Source organism: Micromonospora chaiyaphumensis, assembly GCF_900091435.1.
Lineage (GTDB): Bacteria > Actinomycetota > Actinomycetes > Mycobacteriales > Micromonosporaceae > Micromonospora > Micromonospora chaiyaphumensis.
Genome location: NZ_FMCS01000005.1, coordinates 486,493 through 502,072, shown reverse-complemented (window position 1 = coordinate 502,072; position 15,580 = coordinate 486,493). Strand labels below are relative to the sequence as shown.

Annotated in this window: 19 protein-coding genes and 1 rRNA gene; 8 read left to right on the top strand and 12 right to left on the bottom strand. The window is 73.4% G+C overall.

The window, feature by feature from the left end:
* Both GA0070214_RS16935 and tyrS read right to left on the bottom strand, forming a co-directional pair.
* Positions 1-113 (bottom strand): 16S ribosomal RNA (locus tag GA0070214_RS16935); the annotation flags it as partial.
* A gap of 615 nt (positions 114-728) precedes the next feature.
* Complete coding sequence (gene tyrS / locus GA0070214_RS16930; protein ID WP_377463717.1) at positions 729-2,018, bottom strand: tyrosine--tRNA ligase; 1,290 nt, start codon at positions 2,016-2,018, stop codon at positions 729-731.
* A gap of 91 nt (positions 2,019-2,109) precedes the next feature.
* On the opposite strand from tyrS, the gene GA0070214_RS16925 reads away from it, so the two are divergent.
* The 4 genes from GA0070214_RS16925 to GA0070214_RS16910 all read left to right on the top strand — a co-directional run bounded on the left by GA0070214_RS16925 (position 2,110) and on the right by GA0070214_RS16910 (position 4,493).
* On the top strand, positions 2,110-2,502 hold the full coding sequence (locus GA0070214_RS16925) for a PaaI family thioesterase (protein WP_091263900.1): 393 nt from the start codon (positions 2,110-2,112) through the stop codon (positions 2,500-2,502).
* Between the two features lie 83 nt (positions 2,503-2,585).
* Positions 2,586-3,812 carry an NRAMP family divalent metal transporter gene (locus tag GA0070214_RS16920; protein ID WP_091263898.1) on the top strand — a complete coding sequence of 409 codons (1,227 nt, stop codon included), beginning with the start codon at positions 2,586-2,588 and terminating at the stop codon, positions 3,810-3,812.
* Positions 3,809-4,189 carry a hypothetical protein gene (locus tag GA0070214_RS16915; protein WP_091263895.1) on the top strand — a complete coding sequence of 127 codons (381 nt, stop codon included), beginning with the start codon at positions 3,809-3,811 and terminating at the stop codon, positions 4,187-4,189. Before GA0070214_RS16920 ends, GA0070214_RS16915 begins: the two co-directional genes overlap by 4 nt.
* Positions 4,176-4,493 carry a hypothetical protein gene (locus tag GA0070214_RS16910; RefSeq protein WP_091263891.1) on the top strand — a complete coding sequence of 106 codons (318 nt, stop codon included), beginning with the start codon at positions 4,176-4,178 and terminating at the stop codon, positions 4,491-4,493. The genes GA0070214_RS16915 and GA0070214_RS16910 overlap by 14 nt, the downstream gene beginning before the upstream one ends.
* Positions 4,494-4,496: 3 nt before the next feature.
* Here GA0070214_RS16910 and GA0070214_RS16905 read toward each other — a convergent pair whose 3' ends face one another.
* From GA0070214_RS16905 to GA0070214_RS16895, 3 genes are all read right to left on the bottom strand, one after another.
* Positions 4,497-5,828: a hemolysin family protein gene (locus GA0070214_RS16905; RefSeq protein ID WP_091263889.1), complete on the bottom strand. Its 1,332-nt coding sequence runs from the start codon at positions 5,826-5,828 to the stop codon at positions 4,497-4,499.
* 126 nt (positions 5,829-5,954) lie between these two features.
* Entirely contained in the window at positions 5,955-6,581 is a 627-nt protein-coding gene (locus tag GA0070214_RS16900; protein WP_091263887.1) for a hypothetical protein, read from the bottom strand.
* Positions 6,582-6,591: 10 nt separating this feature from the next.
* Positions 6,592-7,095, bottom strand: coding sequence for a GNAT family N-acetyltransferase (locus tag GA0070214_RS16895; RefSeq protein ID WP_091263885.1), 504 nt, complete (start codon positions 7,093-7,095; stop codon positions 6,592-6,594).
* 155 nt (positions 7,096-7,250) lie between these two features.
* On the opposite strand from GA0070214_RS16895, the gene GA0070214_RS16890 reads away from it, so the two are divergent.
* Positions 7,251-7,505, top strand: coding sequence for a hypothetical protein (locus GA0070214_RS16890; RefSeq protein ID WP_091263883.1), 255 nt, complete (start codon positions 7,251-7,253; stop codon positions 7,503-7,505).
* On the opposite strand, the gene GA0070214_RS16885 is transcribed toward GA0070214_RS16890, so the two are convergent.
* Positions 7,475-7,951, bottom strand: a complete 477-nt coding sequence (locus tag GA0070214_RS16885; protein WP_091263882.1) for a cyclic nucleotide-binding domain-containing protein — start codon at positions 7,949-7,951, stop codon at positions 7,475-7,477. The two genes, GA0070214_RS16890 and GA0070214_RS16885, sit on opposite strands and share 31 nt — an antisense overlap.
* A 291-nt stretch (positions 7,952-8,242) precedes the next feature.
* Between GA0070214_RS16885 and GA0070214_RS16880 the strand changes: the two genes are divergently transcribed.
* The gene (locus GA0070214_RS16880; protein ID WP_091263880.1) at positions 8,243-9,133 is read left to right on the top strand and encodes a universal stress protein; all 891 of its coding nucleotides are present in this window, start codon (positions 8,243-8,245) and stop codon (positions 9,131-9,133) included.
* Between the two features lie 23 nt (positions 9,134-9,156).
* On the opposite strand, the gene GA0070214_RS16875 is transcribed toward GA0070214_RS16880, so the two are convergent.
* From GA0070214_RS16875 to GA0070214_RS16855, 5 genes are all read right to left on the bottom strand, one after another.
* A complete protein-coding gene (locus tag GA0070214_RS16875; protein WP_091263878.1) occupies positions 9,157-9,783 on the bottom strand; it encodes an FMN reductase in 627 nt (208 codons plus the stop codon).
* Positions 9,780-10,919 (bottom strand): LLM class flavin-dependent oxidoreductase, encoded by a 1,140-nt coding sequence (locus tag GA0070214_RS16870; RefSeq protein WP_091263876.1) that lies wholly within the window; start codon positions 10,917-10,919, stop codon positions 9,780-9,782. The genes GA0070214_RS16875 and GA0070214_RS16870 overlap by 4 nt, the downstream gene beginning before the upstream one ends.
* Positions 10,920-11,046: 127 nt before the next feature.
* A complete protein-coding gene (locus GA0070214_RS16865) occupies positions 11,047-11,322 on the bottom strand; it encodes a ubiquitin-like small modifier protein 1 (protein ID WP_091263874.1) in 276 nt (91 codons plus the stop codon).
* The gene (locus GA0070214_RS16860) at positions 11,323-12,405 is read right to left on the bottom strand and encodes a WD40/YVTN/BNR-like repeat-containing protein (RefSeq protein WP_091263872.1); all 1,083 of its coding nucleotides are present in this window, start codon (positions 12,403-12,405) and stop codon (positions 11,323-11,325) included.
* A gap of 81 nt (positions 12,406-12,486) precedes the next feature.
* On the bottom strand, positions 12,487-13,104 hold the full coding sequence (locus GA0070214_RS16855; protein ID WP_091263869.1) for a DNA-3-methyladenine glycosylase: 618 nt from the start codon (positions 13,102-13,104) through the stop codon (positions 12,487-12,489).
* Between the two features lie 92 nt (positions 13,105-13,196).
* On the opposite strand from GA0070214_RS16855, the gene GA0070214_RS16850 reads away from it, so the two are divergent.
* Together GA0070214_RS16850 and GA0070214_RS16845 are read left to right on the top strand one after the other, a co-directional pair.
* A complete protein-coding gene (locus tag GA0070214_RS16850; RefSeq protein WP_091263865.1) occupies positions 13,197-13,622 on the top strand; it encodes a DNA-binding protein in 426 nt (141 codons plus the stop codon).
* Between the two features lie 94 nt (positions 13,623-13,716).
* Positions 13,717-14,070, top strand: coding sequence for an MmcQ/YjbR family DNA-binding protein (locus GA0070214_RS16845; RefSeq protein ID WP_091263863.1), 354 nt, complete (start codon positions 13,717-13,719; stop codon positions 14,068-14,070).
* A 39-nt stretch (positions 14,071-14,109) separates the two neighbouring features.
* On the opposite strand, the gene argH is transcribed toward GA0070214_RS16845, so the two are convergent.
* Positions 14,110-15,573: an argininosuccinate lyase gene (gene argH, locus GA0070214_RS16840; protein ID WP_091263861.1), complete on the bottom strand. Its 1,464-nt coding sequence runs from the start codon at positions 15,571-15,573 to the stop codon at positions 14,110-14,112.
* Between the last annotated feature and the right edge of the window lie 7 nt (positions 15,574-15,580).

Genomic DNA, 15,580 nt, shown 5'->3' with positions numbered 1-15,580 from the left:
GTGTTACTCACCCGTTCGCCGCTCGAGTACCCCGAAGGGCCTTTCCGCTCGACTTGCATGTGTTAAGCACGCCGCCAGCGTTCGTCCTGAGCCAGGATCAAACTCTCCAACAAAAATCTTTGTTGAACAATCATCCTGACAACAAAAGTGTTGCCAAAGGAATCCCAACCAGCAGACCCTCCCAAAGAAGAGCCAACCAGTCCGGGGTATAAATCAATTTGGCACTGGCTTATCAAGCACCCTGTTGAGTTCTCAAAGAACAACCACACACCATCCGAAAGCCCCACACCGTGGAGCCCCCAGCCGGGGCATTTCGTCCGTTACACCCGCCGCTCTCGCGCCGGGCACTTTTACTACGTTACCCGGTGGTTTTTGCCGTGTCAAACCGGTGTTTCGCGGTTTGTCGTGCATCCAACCCTTTTGCCGGGCACCACAATTCGACCGGCTCGCGCCGGGCGCTTCGTGGGTTTCGGCAGGACGGCCGCCGCGGTTTCCCGCTCGTTCGTCCGCATCCCTGCCGGCCGTCAACCTTACCCGGTCGGTTCCGCCTCGCCAAATCCGCCTCCCGGCGAATCCGGGGCACCGCCCGTATTCGGTCCTGCGCTCCGGCCTTCCAGGTGCTTCGCCCTGTTTCGTCCGTTCCGCGCTGGCAGAGAGAAAGTTACGCGCCCAGCGGATTGATCGTCAAATCCGCTGGGCGCGTCCCGCGTCACACCGTCGACGTGCGGCTATCCGCCCAGCTCAACGCCGGCGAAGTTGCGCTTGCCCCGCCGCAGCACGAGGTAGCGGCCGTGCAGGAGATCCGCCGGTGACACCGTCGCGTCCACCTCGGCGATGCGCACGTTGTTGACGTAGGCGCCGCCCTCGGCGATGACCCGCCGGGCCTCCTTCATGCTCGGCACCAGGCCCGACTCCTTGAGCAGGCCCGCGACATCGGGCAGCTCGTCGAGGTGCACGAGGCCGGCCTCGGTGAGCGCGGCGCGCAGGGTCTCCGGAGCCAGCTCGTCGAGCGAGCCGCGACCGAAGAGCGCCTGGCTGGCCGCGACCGCCTGGGCCATCTCACGTTCGCCGTGCACCAGCGTGGTCAGCTCCTCGGCGAGGGCCCGCTGGGCCAGGCGCGCCTGCGGCCGTTCGGCGGTGGCCTTCTCCAGCTCCTCCAACTCCTCGCGGGAGCGGAAGCTGAAGTACCGCAGGTAGCGGGTGACGTCGCGGTCGTCGGCGTTGACCCAGAACTGGTAGAACGCGTACGGGCTGGTCATCTGCGGGTCGAGCCAGACGGCGCCCGTCTCGCTCTTGCCGAACTTGGTGCCGTCGGACTTGGTGACCAGCGGCGTGGTGAACGCCTGCACCGGGCCGGCGCCGCGCCGCCGGACGTAGTCCACGCCGGCCGTGATGTTGCCCCACTGGTCGGAGCCGCCGTACTGGAGCTGGCAGCCGTGCCGGCGGTGCAGCTCGAAGAAGTCGTTGGCCTGGAGCAGCTGGTAGCTGAACTCGGTGTAGCTGATGCCGCTCTCCAGCCGGGCCTTGACCACCTCGCGCGCCAGCATCTTGTTCACCGGGAAGTGCTTGCCGACGTCCCGGAGGAACTCCACCACCGACATCTCGCCGGTCCAGTCCAGGTTGTTGACCATCTGGGCGGCGTTCTCCCCGGTGTACGAGACGAACGGGGCGAGCTGGTCGCGGATGCGCTGCACCCAGCCGGTGATGACCTCGGGCGGGTTCAACGTGCGCTCGGCGCTCTCCTTCGGGTCGCCGATCTGACCGGTGGCGCCGCCGACCAGCAGCAGCGGCCGGTGGCCGGCGAGCTGGAGCCGACGGGCCATGACGACCTGCATGAGGTTGCCGACGTGCAGGCTGGCCGCCGTCGGGTCGAAGCCCACGTAGAAGGTCATGCTCCCGCCGTCGAGCAGCTCGCGCAGCTCGTCGAGGCCGGTCGAGTCCTGGATCAGGCCCCGCCACAGCAGGTCTTCGGTCAGGGAGTCCCGCCCCTGCGGGAGGTTGCTGTCGGTCACGGTCACCGATTCTCCCCCATCAGCGGTCCCGGCCCGTACCGGGTTTGCCAAGGACGGGCGACTAGGCTGGCGGCTCCACCGACAGGAGGGGGCCGCCGTGGAGGCGCCGGACGTGACCGGGGGCTTCGTGGCCCTGCTGGGGCTGAAGCTCGACGAGGTGAGCGGTGACCGGGTGGTCATCCGCTGGCAGGTCCGTCCCGAGCTGCAGCAGCCGTACGGGATCCAGCACGGCGGGGTCTACTGCTCGGTCGTGGAGACGGCGGCCAGCATCGGCGGCGCCCTGTGGCTGGGCGACAAGGGCAAGGTGGTCGGCGTCGCCAACCAGACCGACTTCCTGCGCGCCGTGCGTGACGGTGAGCTGACGGCGGTCGGCACCCCGATCCACCGCGGCCGCAGTCAACAGCTCTGGCTCGTCGAGATCACCGACGACAGTGACCGGCTGGTGGCGCGCGGTCAGGTACGGCTGCAGAACCTCACCGCCGCCGGCTGATCCCGGGCTGGTCGATTCGCCCGAGATCGGGGATCTGACGCCGATATCGTCGCGTCGATGAGACCACCCGTTCCCGCCCCGGCGTGAGGAAGCTCTTCGCCGCCACGCTCGGCGTACTGTCCGCCGTCGGCGGCTTCGTCGACATCGGCGACCTGGTGGCGGCGAGTCAGGCCGGCGCCCGCTTCGGGATGGCCCACGCCTGGGTGCTGGTCGTCGGGGTGGTGGGCATCTGCGCGTACGCCGAGATGGCCGGCCGGATCGCGGCGGTGAGCGGCCGGGCGGTGTTCGACCTGGTCCGGGAGCGGCTGGGGCCGCGCGTGGCGCTGCTCAACCTGGTCGCCTCCTGGCTGGTCACGGTGATCACCCTGGCGGCGGAGCTGGGCGGGGTGGCGCTCGCGTTGCAGCTCGCCACGGGGTTGAGCCACCTGCTCTGGGTGCCGGTGGCCGCCGTGGCGGTCTGGCTGGTGCTGTGGCGGATGCGCTTCGAGCTGATGGAACGGGTCTTCGGCCTGGCCGGGCTGGCGCTGCTGATCTTCGTGGTCGCGCTGTTCGCGCTGCCGACGGACTGGGCGGAGCTGGGGCGCGGGGCGCTCCGGGTCGACTCCGCCGGTGCCGGCTGGTCGGTGTACTGGTTCGTGGCGGTGGCCCTGTTCGCGTCGACGGTCAGCCCGTACGAGGTGTTCTTCTTCTCCTCCGGCGGGGTCGAGGAGCGGTGGAGCGCCGCCGACCTGGCGCACGCCCGCTCGAACGTGCTGATCGGTTTCCCGGTCGGCGGTTTCCTGGCGCTGTCACTGATCGCCGTGGCCACGGTGGCGTACCACCCGTCGGGGGCGTCGCCGGACACCCTCGACGCGGTCGCCCGCCCGGTGCTGACCGCGCTGGGCGGGGCCGGGCTGGCCGCCGCGGTGCTGGCGTTCTTCGCGGTGACCTTCGGTGCGGCGCTGGAGACCGGCCTGTCGGCCGCGTACGCGGCGTCGCAGTACTTCGGCTGGCAGTGGGGCAAGCGGGTCAGCCCGCGGGAGGCGGCCCGGTTCCACAGCGTGCTGCTGGTCGGGCTGCTGCTCGGGGTACTGCTGCTCATGACGGCCGTGGACCCGATCCGGCTCACCGAGTACATGCTGGTGCTCAGCGCGGTGGTGCTGCCGCTGACCTACCTGCCGATTCTGGTGGTGGCGAACGACCGCACCTATCTCGGCGACCGGGTCAACGGGTGGTGGACGAACCTGCTCGGGGCGCTGTTCCTGCTGCTCATCGTGGCCGCCTCGGTGGCGGCGATCCCACTGGCGATCATCACGAGGATGGGGCGATGAGGATCCAGCTCGCCAAGCAGGTGCTCGACCGGCAGATCGTCGACGTCGACGGCCGGCTGGTCGGCCGGGTCGACGACATCGAGTTCGCCGTCGACGAGGAGGGCTACCCGTACGTGGAGTGCCTGCTCACCGGTCAGGCGGCGCTCGGGGAGCGGATCGGGGGCCGGGTGGGGCGGCTGCTGGTGGCCGTCGCCGACCGGTTCACCGACGAACCGCCGGTGCCGCCGCTGCGCGTGCTGCTCACCCAGGTCGACCGGGTGGACAGCGTGGTGCGGCTGCGCTGCCCGGTGAGCGACCTGCCGCCCTCGCCCGTGGAGTCCTGGCTGCGCCGGCACCTGATCGACCGGATCCCGGGAGCGCACCGTGCGAGCGGGTGAGCTGCTCGGCCGCACCGCCTACGACCTGCAGGGGCGGCGGTTGGGCCGGGTGGTCGACGTGGTGGTACGGGGCGGCTGGCCGCCGGATCGGCTGCGGATCACCGACCTCATCGTGGCCGGCCACTGGTGGACCCTGGTCACCAGCCGGCTGATCGGGCCGGAGCGGCACCCGTCGGGGCCGTGGCTGCTGCGCGCGATCGCCCAGGTGCTGAAGCGCAGCACCCTCCAGGTGCCCGCCGACTCGGTGCAGTTGCGCCCGCCGGTGCCGGGCTTCCCGTTCGGCCCGCCGGCCGGGCGCCGCTGAGGGTCAGCCGCGGGCCTCGTCGAGCACGGGCGCGTCGGCGTCGGCGTCCTCGGTGCGGTCGCGGCGGCGGTGGCGGTGGACGCGTACCTCGGTGATGGCGTGGTGGTCGACGCCGCCCACCGCCAGGTCCCAGCCGTCGACCCGCACCCGCTCCCCCGCCACGGTGGGGATGTGCCCGAGGCAGATGAGCACGAGCCCGGCGATGGTGGTGTAGTCGCCGGGCGGCCGGTTGGGCAGCTCGACGCCGAGATCGGTGAGGTCGTGCACCGGGAAGGTGCCGGGCAGCACCAGCGTGCCGTCCTCCTCGGTGCGGATCGAGCCCAGGTCCCGGTCGGTCTCGTCGTAGATCTCGCCGACGATCTCCTCGAGGATGTCCTCGAGGGTGACGATGCCGTCCACGGCGCCGCGCTCGTCGACCACCAGCGCGATGTGCTGGCGTTCCGCCTTGAACTGGCGCAGCGCGTCGACCACCGGCAGCGAGTCGGGCAGCAGCATGGGCGGCCGGGCGATCTCGTCCACCGGCCGGTCGTCGGGGACGCCGACCAGGTCGCGCAGGTGGATCACCCCGACCGCCTCGTCCAGGCCGCCGTGCCGCACCACCGGCGCCCGGGAGTGGCCGGTCGCCGCGAGGACCAGCCGGGCGGCCTCCGCGGTCGTCCCGCTGTCGAGGGTGAAGACCTGCAACCGGGGTACGAGCACCGCGCGCAGTTGCCGGTCGGCGATCTCGACGGCGCCGGCGATGATGGTCCGCTGTTCCTTCGTGAAGCCGTGGTTGCCGGCCACGATGTCGCGCAGCTCGTCGGGGCCGATCTCGTCCGGCTCGTGCTTCGGGTTCAGCCCGAACAGGCGGACCACCAGGTCGCTGGTGGCGCCGAGGGCCCAGACCGCCGGCCGGGTGACGCTGGCCAGCAGGTCGAGCGGGCGGGCCACGACGAGAGCCCAGCGCTCGGCGGACTGCATGGCGATGCGTTTCGGGGCCAGCTCGCCGAAGACCAGGGTCACGAAGGTCAGCGCCAGGGTGACCGCGACGATGGCCACCGTCTCGGCGGCGTCGCCGAGCGCCCCGAGCAGCGGGACGAGGGGCTTCGCGAGGGACACCGCCGCCGCGGCGGAGGCCAGGAACCCGGCCAGGGTGATCCCGATCTGGATGGTGGCGAGGAACCGGTTGGGGTCCTTGGCCAGGCGGGCCAGGGTTCGGCCGGCGCGGCTGCCGCGTTCGAGCCGCTGGAGCTGGCTGTCGCGCAGCGACACCAGGGCCATCTCGCTGCCGGCGAAGGCCGCGTTGACGATCACCAGAACTCCGACCAGGGCCAGTTGGCTCCAGTAGCTCTGCACGCCCGCTTCTCTCCCTCGACCCGACCCGGCGGGCCGCCGTGGCCCAGCCGCGCGCCGCCCGGGGTCCGGCCGGCGTAGGCCCCTCAGTGCCCCGCGGGCGGGCCGGTGAATCCTCCGGGCGTGCGGTCAGGTGGTGGCGGGCAGGTCGAGCACGTACGCGTCGCCCTCGGGGCGGAAGCCGAGCCGGTGGTAGTAGGGGGCCACCATGCCGCGAGGGCTGACCACCCGGCGGAAGCCGCGGTCGGTGAACAGCCGGCTGCGCCGGTAGACGAACTCGCCGGGGGTGAAGTCGCGGAAGGGCGGGGTCACGTAGTCCAGGTCGATCTGGGCCACACCGCCGGCCTCGGCGTGCGAGACCACCACGCCGACCACCTCGTCGGCGCGGACCACCAGGAAGGCCGAGCGGTCGGCGGCGGCAGGGTCCCAGCGGAAGTCGGGGTTGAACCGGGCGATGTCGGCGGCGTGCACCCGCAGGGTGTGGGCCAGGAAGGCGTCGCCGGTGCCGACCTCGACCACCTCGTAGGTCTGCGCGTCGTGCCGGGTGGCGAGCATCTTCCGCAGGTACCAGACGTTGATCACGGCGAGCACCACGTTGAGCCCCACCATGGGCCACACGTGCACGGCGGCGTTGTAGCCGATGAGGATGAGGCAGCCGAGAAGGTTGAGCGCGCGCAGCCGCAGGATCCGGGTCTGCAGGAGCGACCAGACCAGCAGCGCGGAGCCGGCCCAGCCGACGAGTTCCAGCCAGTTCACCCCGGGGAGACTAGTGGTCGGCCTGGTCAGCCGCCCCGGCGGGCAGCTCCAGCACGTACTCCTCGACGTCGGTGCCGCGGCCCGCGGCGTATCCCGAGTCCTCGCCGATCACGACGAAGCCGCACTTGCGCAGCACGGCCAGGGAGGCGGCGTTGTCCTTGGCGGCGCGGGCGTGTACGGGCCGCTGCGGCAGCTCGCGCAGCAGCGCGGCGAGCGCGGCCGTGGCGTGGCCGCGGCCCCAGCGGGCCGGGTCGATCCAGTAGCTGACCTCGGTGCGCTCCCCCACCGGGAAGGCGGCCACGCGACCGACCACCGCGCCGTCGACGGTCACCGTGCGGTTGACGATGCGCGGGTCGGCCCGGATGCGGGCCCAGTGGGCGTCGAAGGCGGCCCGGTCGGCCGGGTCCTTCGGGCCGAAGGCGGCCATCCAGGTGGCCTGCGGGTCCTGCTCGTGGGCGAAGAACGCGGGCAGGTCGTCGTCGCGCACCGGGCGGAGCCGGACGTCACTGGTCATCGCCGGAGGATACGCGGGGCCACCGACAGGACCGGGGCGATCACGTCACCCGGCCGGTGGACCGGCGCCGGGATCGCCGCCGGACGCACCGGGTGGGAGCAGACGATCCACGGGTGAACAGGATGCTCCAGCGCCCGCGGAGCCGGGCACTTCCGATGCGTACCGTCCGAGGTCGCGTCGTCGGCCCGACGGCGGCCGGCCCGCGTGCCCTGGGTCCCACGGCGGCCGCGCCGCTGGCGCTCGCCGTGGCGGCGATCGGCGCGGTGGCGATCGGCCGGCTGGTGATCGCCCGCCTGGCCGTCCGCCGCGCGGTGATCCGGGAGCTGCGTATCGGCCGGCTGGAGGTGGACGACCTGGTCGTCCACCGGCACACGGTGGGTCAGCCGGTGGGCGGCAGGGCCGTCGGGTAGCCGTACAGATCCAGGAGCCGCACCCGGGACGCGTGCAGCCGGTCCACCACGACGCTCATGAAGCGGGTGGTGAGCTGCCGGCCGAGGGCGTCGTCGGACTCCATGAGCCGGCGTACGCCCGCGGCGTTGAACTCGACCGCCGTGCTGCGCTGCGCGGCCACCGCCCCGAACTGCCAGCGGTAGGGCGGGAAGAGCCACGACCAGCCGAGCACCCCGCCCGGGCCGATCGTCTCGATTCCCACGTCGCCACGGCGGGGCACCGGGAAGTCCAGCGCCACCTGGCCGCCGCGGACCAGCCAGAACCGCTCGGCCGGCTGCCCGGCCTGGAACAGCCGGTGCCCGGGGTGCCAGACCACCGGGCGGGCGTAGCCGGTCAGCGGGGGCAGCCACTCCTCGGGCAGCCCGGCGAGGAAGGGGTGTGCGCGGAGCATCTCCAGCGGGGTCATCGTCGCCTCCCACGGGACCTGGGTCGTCCCCTACCCCAGTGCACACCCGCCGGGCCCGGAGCGACAGGGCCGTTGGTCCCGGGCCGGCCGGGCGCATCACCTCTGCCGGCCGGCCCCGCACCGGAGCAGCGTGGAGGTGACGAAGGAGGACGTGATGACCGACAGATCCGGCGCCCCCGTCGTGTGGGCGTGGACGCGCCGGCCCTCATCTCCCCTCGGTCGGCGCGGACGGCCGTGTTCGTGCTCGGGCGGCGGGGTCGTCGTCGACAATGGGCGGAGCCGACCGGAGGGATGCCGATGAACCGACCAGTCGTGGTGGGCGTCGACGGATCGTCGACCAGCCTCACCGCCGCCGAGCACGCCGCGCGGGCCGCCGTGGCGCGGTCCCGGCCGCTGCACGTGGTGCACGGCTACCTGCACCCGCTCGGCTACGGCGTGCCGCTGAACCCGTACGACCTCGGGGTGCCCGCGCCCACCGAGGAGTCGCGGAAGATGGTGGAGCAGGTGGCCGCCGATCTGGTCGACCGGCACCCGGGCCTGCGGGTGGAGGTGCGCCAGGTGGCGGGCGGCCCGGGCGTCACCCTCATCGAGGAGTCCCGCCGGGCGGAGCTCGTGGTGGTGGGCAGCCGGGGCGTGGGCGGCTTCACCGGGCTGCTGCTCGGCTCGGTCAGCAACCAGGTGGCGCAGCACGCGCACTGCCCGGTGCTGGTGGTCCGACCGGCGGAGCAGCCGATCCCGGTGCGCGGGCCGGTGCTGGTCGGCGTGGACGGCTCCGAGTCGGCCGGGCACGCCGTGCGGCTCGCCGCCGACGAGGCGGTCCGCCGGGACGCCGACCTGGTGCTGGTGCACGTCCGCACGCCGGAGCGGGGCGCCGTGGCGCCGGACGCCGCGGCGGAGGCCACCGCGGCCGCGCAGGCCGAGTCGGCGGAGCTGCTGGCCGGGGCGGCCGCCCGGATCCGCACGGACCATCCGGTGCTGAGCGTGGTCGAGCGGCCCCTGCGGGGGGAGTCCCCGGAACAGGCGCTGATCGAGGCGAGCGGCGAGGCCGCTCTGGTGGTCGTCGGCTCCCGGGGCCGGGGTGGCTTCGCCGGGCTGCTGCTCGGCTCGGTCAGCCAGGCGCTGGTGCAGCACGCGCACTGCCCGGTGCTGGTGGCCCACCCATACGAGCCGGCCGACGACTGAGGGTCGCCGGCCGGCGTCGGGGGTCAGGCGGGGTCGCGGCCGGCGAGCAGGTCCTCGAAGCTGGTGGTGAGTGCGAACGGGTCGGCCGGGCCGGTCGCCGCCGGGCGGCGGTCCACCTGCTCGGCCAGCTCGATGCCGGCCCGCCGGACCCGGGCCCGCAGCGCGCTGTCGTCGCCGTCGCCGGCCCAGTCCTCGGGCGCGGCGAAGACCGCCGTGGGCACCACGACCGCCCGCAGGTACGCGAACATCGGCCGGACCGCGTGCTCCAGGGCGAGCGAGTGCCGGGCGGTGCCGCCGGTGGCCCCGATGAGCACCGGCCGGCCGGCCAGCGCCTCCTTCTCGACCACGTCGAAGAACGACTTGAACAGGCCGCTGTACGAGGCGTTGAAGATCGGGGTGACCGCGATCAGCCCGTCCGCGCCCGCCACGGCGTCGAGGGCGGTCCGCAGGGCGGCCGGCGGGAAGCCGGTGAGCACGTGGTTGACCACGTCGTGGGCGTACTCCCGCAGGTCCAGCGTCTGGATCTCCACCTCGGCGCCGCGCCGGACCAGCTCGTCGCGGGTGGCCCCGGCGAGCTGGTCGGCGAGCAGCCGCGTCGACGAGGGCTGGCTGAGTCCGGCCGAGACCACGGTCAGCGTGCGGCGGGTCATCGGTCCTCCTCGGGTGCCTTGCCGGTCACGTCGTCGACGGCGTGGACCGTGCTGTCCTTGGCGCCGCCCGCGGCGGCCAGCAGCGAGGCGTGCGTCGGCGCCTCGGGCACGTGCGCCGGGCGCAGCGAGTCGAACTCCTTGCGCAGCACCGGGACGACCTCCTCGCCCAGGAGGTCGAGCTGCTCCAGGACGGTCTTCAGCGGCAGCCCCGCGTGGTCCATGAGGAAGAGCTGGCGCTGGTAGTCGCCGACGTACTCGCGGAAGCCCAGGGTGCGGTCGATGACCTGCTGCGGGCTGCCCACGGTCAGCGGCGTCTCCCGGGTGAACTCCTCCAGCGACGGCCCGTGCCCGTAGACCGGGGCGTTGTCGAAGTACGGCCGGAACTCGCGGACCGCGTCCTGGGAGTTCTTCCGCATGAAGACCTGCCCGCCGAGGCCGACGATGGCCTGGTCGGCGGAGCCGTGGCCGTAGTGCGCGAAGCGCTGCCGGTAGAGGGCGACCATCCGCTGGGTGTGCTCCTTGGGCCAGAAGATGTGGTTGGCGAAGAAGCCGTCGCCGTAGTACGCGGCCTGCTCGGCGATCTCGGGGCTGCGGATCGAGCCGTGCCAGACGAACGGCGGCACGCCGTCGAGCGGGCGCGGGGTCGAGGTGAACGACTGCAGCGGGGTGCGGAAGCGGCCCTTCCAGTCGACCACGTCCTCCCGCCACAGCCGGTGCAGCAGGTCGTAGTTCTCGATGGCGAGCGGGATGCCGTTGCGGATGTCCTGCCCGAACCAGGGGTAGACGGGGCCGGTGTTGCCGCGGCCCATCATCAGGTCCACCCGGCCGCCCGACAGGTGCTGGAGCATCGCGTAGTCCTCGGCGATCTTCACCGGGTCGTTGGTGGTGATCAGCGTGGTCGAGGTGGACAGCAGCAGCCGCTCGGTGCGGGCCGCGATGTAGCCGAGCATGGTGGTCGGCGACGACGGCACGAACGGCGGGTTGTGGTGCTCGCCGGTGGCGAACACGTCCAGCCCGACCTCCTCGGCCTTCTGCGCGATGGCCACCATGGCCTTGATCCGCTCATGCTCGGACGGCGGCCGCCCGGTGGTCGGGTCGACCGTGACGTCGCCGACGGTGAAAATCCCGAACTGCATGACCAGCTCCTCGCGTGGGGGTCCGGGCCCCCCGGCCCGGAATCGCTCCGCACAACATATTTGACGAAGCAACTATTCCACGCGCGGGCGGCCCCCGCGTGGCCCACCTCACCCGCCGGTTCGGGGGTCAGCCGCCCGCTACCGAGGGCAGGATCTGCACCTCGGCGTTGTCGGGGACCGGGGTGTCGAGGGCGCCGGTGTGGCGGCAGTCCTCGCCGTCGACGTAGACGTTCACGTACCGGCGGAGGTCGCCGCGCTCGTCGCGGATCCGGCGGGCCAGCCGGGGCCAGGTGGCGGCCACCTCGTCGAGGACCGCCCGGAGGGTGCCGCCGGCGGCCACGGTCAGCCGGCTCTCCCCGCCCGCCTCGGACCGGAGCGGGCCGGGCAGCAGCACGGTGACCACTCAGACCTCCGCGGCCCGGACGCAGAGCACGTCGGGCAGGTGCGCGGCCACCAGCGACCAGGAGTCGCCCTCGTCGGCGCTGGCGTAGACCTCGCCGGAGCGGGTGCCGAAGTAGACGCCGGCCGGGTCATGGTCGTCGGCGCACATGGCGTCGCGCAGCACCGAGGGATAGAAGGGACCGTCGGGCAGGCCGGCGGTGAGCGGCTCCCAGCTCCCGCCCGCGTCGGCCGAGCGGTAGACCCGGCAGCGCCGGTCGGTGGGAAACCGCTCGCCGTCGGCGGTCAGCGGGAAGGCGTAGACGGTGCCGGGGCGGGACGGGTGGGCGACGATCGGGAAGCCGAAGTCGCTGGGCAGGCCGGCGGCGATCGAGGTCCAGGTGCGCCCGTCGTCGTCGGAGCGGTAGACCCCGTGGTGGTTCTGCGCGTACAGGCGTTGCGGGTCGCCCGCGTCCCGGGCGATCTTGTGGACGCACTGGCCGAACTCGGGCCACTCGTCGGGCAGGAAGTACGCCCGGATCCCGGTGTTGCCGGGCGCCCAGGTCGCGCCCGCGTCCTCGGTGCGGTAGACCCCGCCGGTGGACATCGCCACCGCCATCCGGCCCGGGTCTCGCGGGTGCGGGAGCACGCTGTGGACGGCCTGGCCGCCGAAGCCGGCGCCCCACCGCTCGCGGTGCGGATGGTCCCAGAGCGCCCGGACCAGGCTGAAGCTGCGCCCGCCGTCGTCGGAGCGGAACAGCGCGGACGGTTCGGCCCCCGCCCACACCACGTCGGGCTGGTCCGGGCCGGCCGGCGTGAGCTGCCAGACCCGCCCCAGGCTGGTGCCGGTGTCTTCCGGGAACGCCACCGGGGCCGTTTCCGGCTCCTGCCAGGAGCCGCCGAGGTCGTCGCTGGTGGCCACGCTGGGGCCGAAGTGCGAGCTGGTCATGCCGGCGAGCAGCCGGGGCCGGCCGGGGCGCTTGTCGACGGCGACCGCGTAGACCCCGGTCATCGGGAAGTGCGGGCCGCTCACGGCCCAGTCGCGCCGGTCGGGGCTGGTGGCCAGGAAGAGTCCCTTGCCGGTGCCGATCGCGAGCAGCGTCGTCATGCCGGTCCTCCCTCGTCGACGGGTGCCGTGATTATCGCCACACCCACCGACAGGATTCCCACCCGGCGCGCCGAGCGCGAGTCAGCGTCGCGTCCGGGGCACGTGCCGCCGGTAGGCGCTCACCGTCGGGTCGCCCGTGATCCAGAAACGCCAGGGCACGTCGTGGGCGCCCGTGACGCCGACCCGGGGGCCGGCCGTGACCGCCGCCTCGGCCACCGGCGCGAGCGGGGGCCGCAACCGCACCGGGCCGTCGCCGAGCAGGTCGGCGCCGGAGACGGACCGGTCGATGCCGAGCGCCGCGCAGAGCCGGGCCGGCCCGCGGGCGAGATCCACGTCCCGCCGTACGGCGGGGCGGCGCTCCCGGGCGGCGTCGAGGCCGTCGACCACCTCGCCGGCCCGCAGCAGCACGGCCGAGGCCTCGCCGTCGGGCCCGGTCACCACGTTCACGCACCAGTGCATGCCGTAGGTGAAGTAGACGTAGGCGTGCCCGGCCGGGCCGAACATCACCGCGTTGCGCGGGGTGCGGCCCCGGTGGGCGTGCGAGGCCGGGTCACCGGCGGTGCCCGCGTACGCCTCGACCTCGGTGATCCGGACGGTGACCCCGTGCCCGGTGAGCCGGCAGCCGAGCAACCCGCGGGCGGCGGGAACCACCGGGCCCGCGAGCAGGTCGGAGAGAGCGGAGAGGTCGGTCGTGGTCACCCGGAAACCCTAGCCGGATCGCCGAAGGTGAGCACGAATTGCTTTCAACGGGGTGTTGACAAAATGCCGTTCAAGGGTGTGGGATCGACGGCATGGTCACGATGGACAACGACCCGTTCACCGCTCCGGATGCTGCCCAGGCCCGGGCGCACCGCAACTACGCGGCGCTGCTGCGGATCGCCGAGCGGCACGCCGGCACCGACGCCCGCCGCCGGCGCTACGCGCACCCCGACGTCCCCGACGCCTACGAGGCGGCGACGCTGGTGATGGCGCTCGCGGGCGGGGCGGAGCTGACCGAGGGCGAGGAGCCGGTCGACCAGGCCGACCTGATGGCCGCGCTGACCCTGATCCCGCACGTCCGCGCCGAGGTCGACGCGCTGGAGGCGGGGCTGCTGCAGGTGGCCCGCGGCCGGGGCATGACCTGGCAGGCGATCGCCTTCGGGCTGGGGCTGGGCAGCGCTCAGGCGGCCCGGCAGCGCTACGAGCGGCTCACCGTGCGCACCGGCACCGGCGACTGACCGCGGTCCACCGGGTACCGGCGAGGTGGGGGTGCCCGGCGACTGTCACAGCGACGGGTGAGACTGTGCCGGTGACCGGCACGGGAGGGATGCGATGACGCGCGAGGAGATGCTGTCCTACTGCCTGGCCAAGCCGGGCGCCTGGCTGGACCGGCCATGGGAGGGCGACGAGGTGGTCAAGGTCGGCAGCCGGATCTTCGCGTTCCTCGGCTCACCCGAGGGCGAGGCCCGGGTGGGGCTCAAGTGCGGGCCGTCCCGGGAGGTGGCCGACGAGTGGCTGCACCGGTTCCCCGACGACGCCCGCTCCTCCCCCTACATCGGCCGCTCCGGCTGGAACACGCTGCGGCTCGACGGCGGCATCCCGGACGACGAGCTGATCGAGGCGGCCGACGGGTCGTACGACGCCGTGGTGGCGAAGCTGCCCAAGCGCGAGCGGCCGACGGCCTGACCCCGCGCGGCGGCCGGGCCACCGCGCGGGGCGTCGGGGTCAGCGGGGCACGACCCGCTCGGCGGCCCAGTCCCGCCAGCCGGTCAGCTTGTCCGCGGCGGTGGCGAGCTGGTCGGCCACCGGCCCGGGGCCGGTGGAGCCGGGGGTGGTCCGGGCGGCCAGGGCCGAGCGCACCGAGAGCACGTCCCGCACCGAGGGGTCGAGGTGCGCGCTGACCGCGGCCAGGTCGGCGTCGGAGACCTCGTCCAGGGCGCAGTCGCGAGCCGCGCAGAGCGCCACCAGCCGGCCGGTGATCTCGTGCGCGTCGCGGAACGGCACGTTGCGCCGGACCAGCCAGTCGGCGACCTCGGTGGCGAGCGAGAAGCCCGACGGCGCGGTGGCCACCAGGCGGTCCACCCGGACCGTCATCGTGGAGATCATCCCGGCCAGGGCAGGCAGCAGCAGCTCCAGGGTGTCGACCGCGTCGAAGGCGGGCTCCTTGTCCTCCTGCATGTCCCGGTCGTAGGTCATCGGCAGGCCCTTCAGCATGGTGAGCACGCTCATGAGGCCGCCGACGAGCCGGCCGGACTTGCCCCGGGCCAGCTCGGCGATGTCCGCGTTCTTCTTCTGCGGCATGATCGACGACCCGGTGGCGAACGCGTCGTCCAGCTCGACCCAGCCGAACTCCTGCGACGTCCAGAGCACCACCTCCTCGCCGAGGCGGGACAGGTGCACGCCGATCATCGCGGTGACGAAGAGGAACTCGGCCACGAAGTCCCGGTCGGCCACCGCGTCCATCGAGTTGGCGAAGGACGTGCGGAAGCCCAGCTCCTTGGCGACCGCCACCGGGTCCAGCGGCAGGCCGGAGCCGGCGAGCGCGCCGGCGCCGAGCGGGCTGACGGCGCACCGGTGGTCCCAGTCGCGCAGCCGCTCCAGGTCCCGCAGCAGCGGCTGCACGTGGGCGAGCAGCCAGTGCCCGAAGGTGACCGGCTGGGCGTGCTGGAGGTGGGTCATGCCGGGCGCGGCGGTGTCCACGTGCCGCTCCGCCTGCTCGACCAGGGCCTCGGCCAGCTCGACCAGCCGGGCGGCCACGCCGCGGGCGTGGTCGCGCAGGTAGAGCCGCAGGTCGGTGGCAACCTGGTCGTTGCGGGAGCGGCCGGCGCGCAGCTTGCCGCCGAGGCTGCCGAGCCGCTCCAGCAGGCCGCGCTCCAGCGCGGTGTGCACGTCCTCGTCGTCGACGGTGGGGCGGAACGTCCCGGCGGCGCAGGCGGCCTCCAGGTCGTCCAGCGCGGCGAGGATCCGCCCCAGCTCGTCGGGGTCGAGCAGGCCGGCGCCGGCCAGGACCCGGGCGTGCGCCCGGGAGCCGGCGATGTCGTACGGGGCGAGACGCCAGTCGAACTGGACGCTCACCGACAGCCGTGCGAGCGCCTCGGCGGGGCCGCCGGCGAACCGGCCGCCCCAGAGGCTCGTCCGGTTGGCGGGGGCGCTGTTCTCGGTCAGGCTCTTGTCGTCCACCCCACCCATTGTGAAG

Excerpts from the sequence above, each read along its gene's own strand:
- GA0070214_RS16915 (WP_091263895.1), top strand. The coding sequence starts at position 3,809 with ATGAGGATCCAGCTCGCCAAGCAGGTGCTCGACCGGCAGATCGTCGAC.
- GA0070214_RS16895 (WP_091263885.1), bottom strand. The coding sequence starts at position 7,095 with ATGACCAGTGACGTCCGGCTCCGCCCGGTGCGCGACGACGACCTGCCC.
- GA0070214_RS16890 (WP_091263883.1), top strand. The coding sequence starts at position 7,251 with ATGCGTACCGTCCGAGGTCGCGTCGTCGGCCCGACGGCGGCCGGCCCG.
- GA0070214_RS16885 (WP_091263882.1), bottom strand. The coding sequence starts at position 7,951 with ATGACCCCGCTGGAGATGCTCCGCGCACACCCCTTCCTCGCCGGGCTG.
- GA0070214_RS16880 (WP_091263880.1), top strand. The coding sequence starts at position 8,243 with ATGCCGATGAACCGACCAGTCGTGGTGGGCGTCGACGGATCGTCGACC.
- GA0070214_RS16875 (WP_091263878.1), bottom strand. The coding sequence starts at position 9,783 with ATGACCCGCCGCACGCTGACCGTGGTCTCGGCCGGACTCAGCCAGCCC.
- GA0070214_RS16870 (WP_091263876.1), bottom strand. The coding sequence starts at position 10,919 with ATGCAGTTCGGGATTTTCACCGTCGGCGACGTCACGGTCGACCCGACC.
- GA0070214_RS16860 (WP_091263872.1), bottom strand. The coding sequence starts at position 12,405 with ATGACGACGCTGCTCGCGATCGGCACCGGCAAGGGACTCTTCCTGGCC.
- GA0070214_RS16850 (WP_091263865.1), top strand. The coding sequence starts at position 13,197 with ATGGTCACGATGGACAACGACCCGTTCACCGCTCCGGATGCTGCCCAG.
- GA0070214_RS16845 (WP_091263863.1), top strand. The coding sequence starts at position 13,717 with ATGACGCGCGAGGAGATGCTGTCCTACTGCCTGGCCAAGCCGGGCGCC.
- argH (WP_091263861.1), bottom strand. The coding sequence starts at position 15,573 with ATGGGTGGGGTGGACGACAAGAGCCTGACCGAGAACAGCGCCCCCGCC.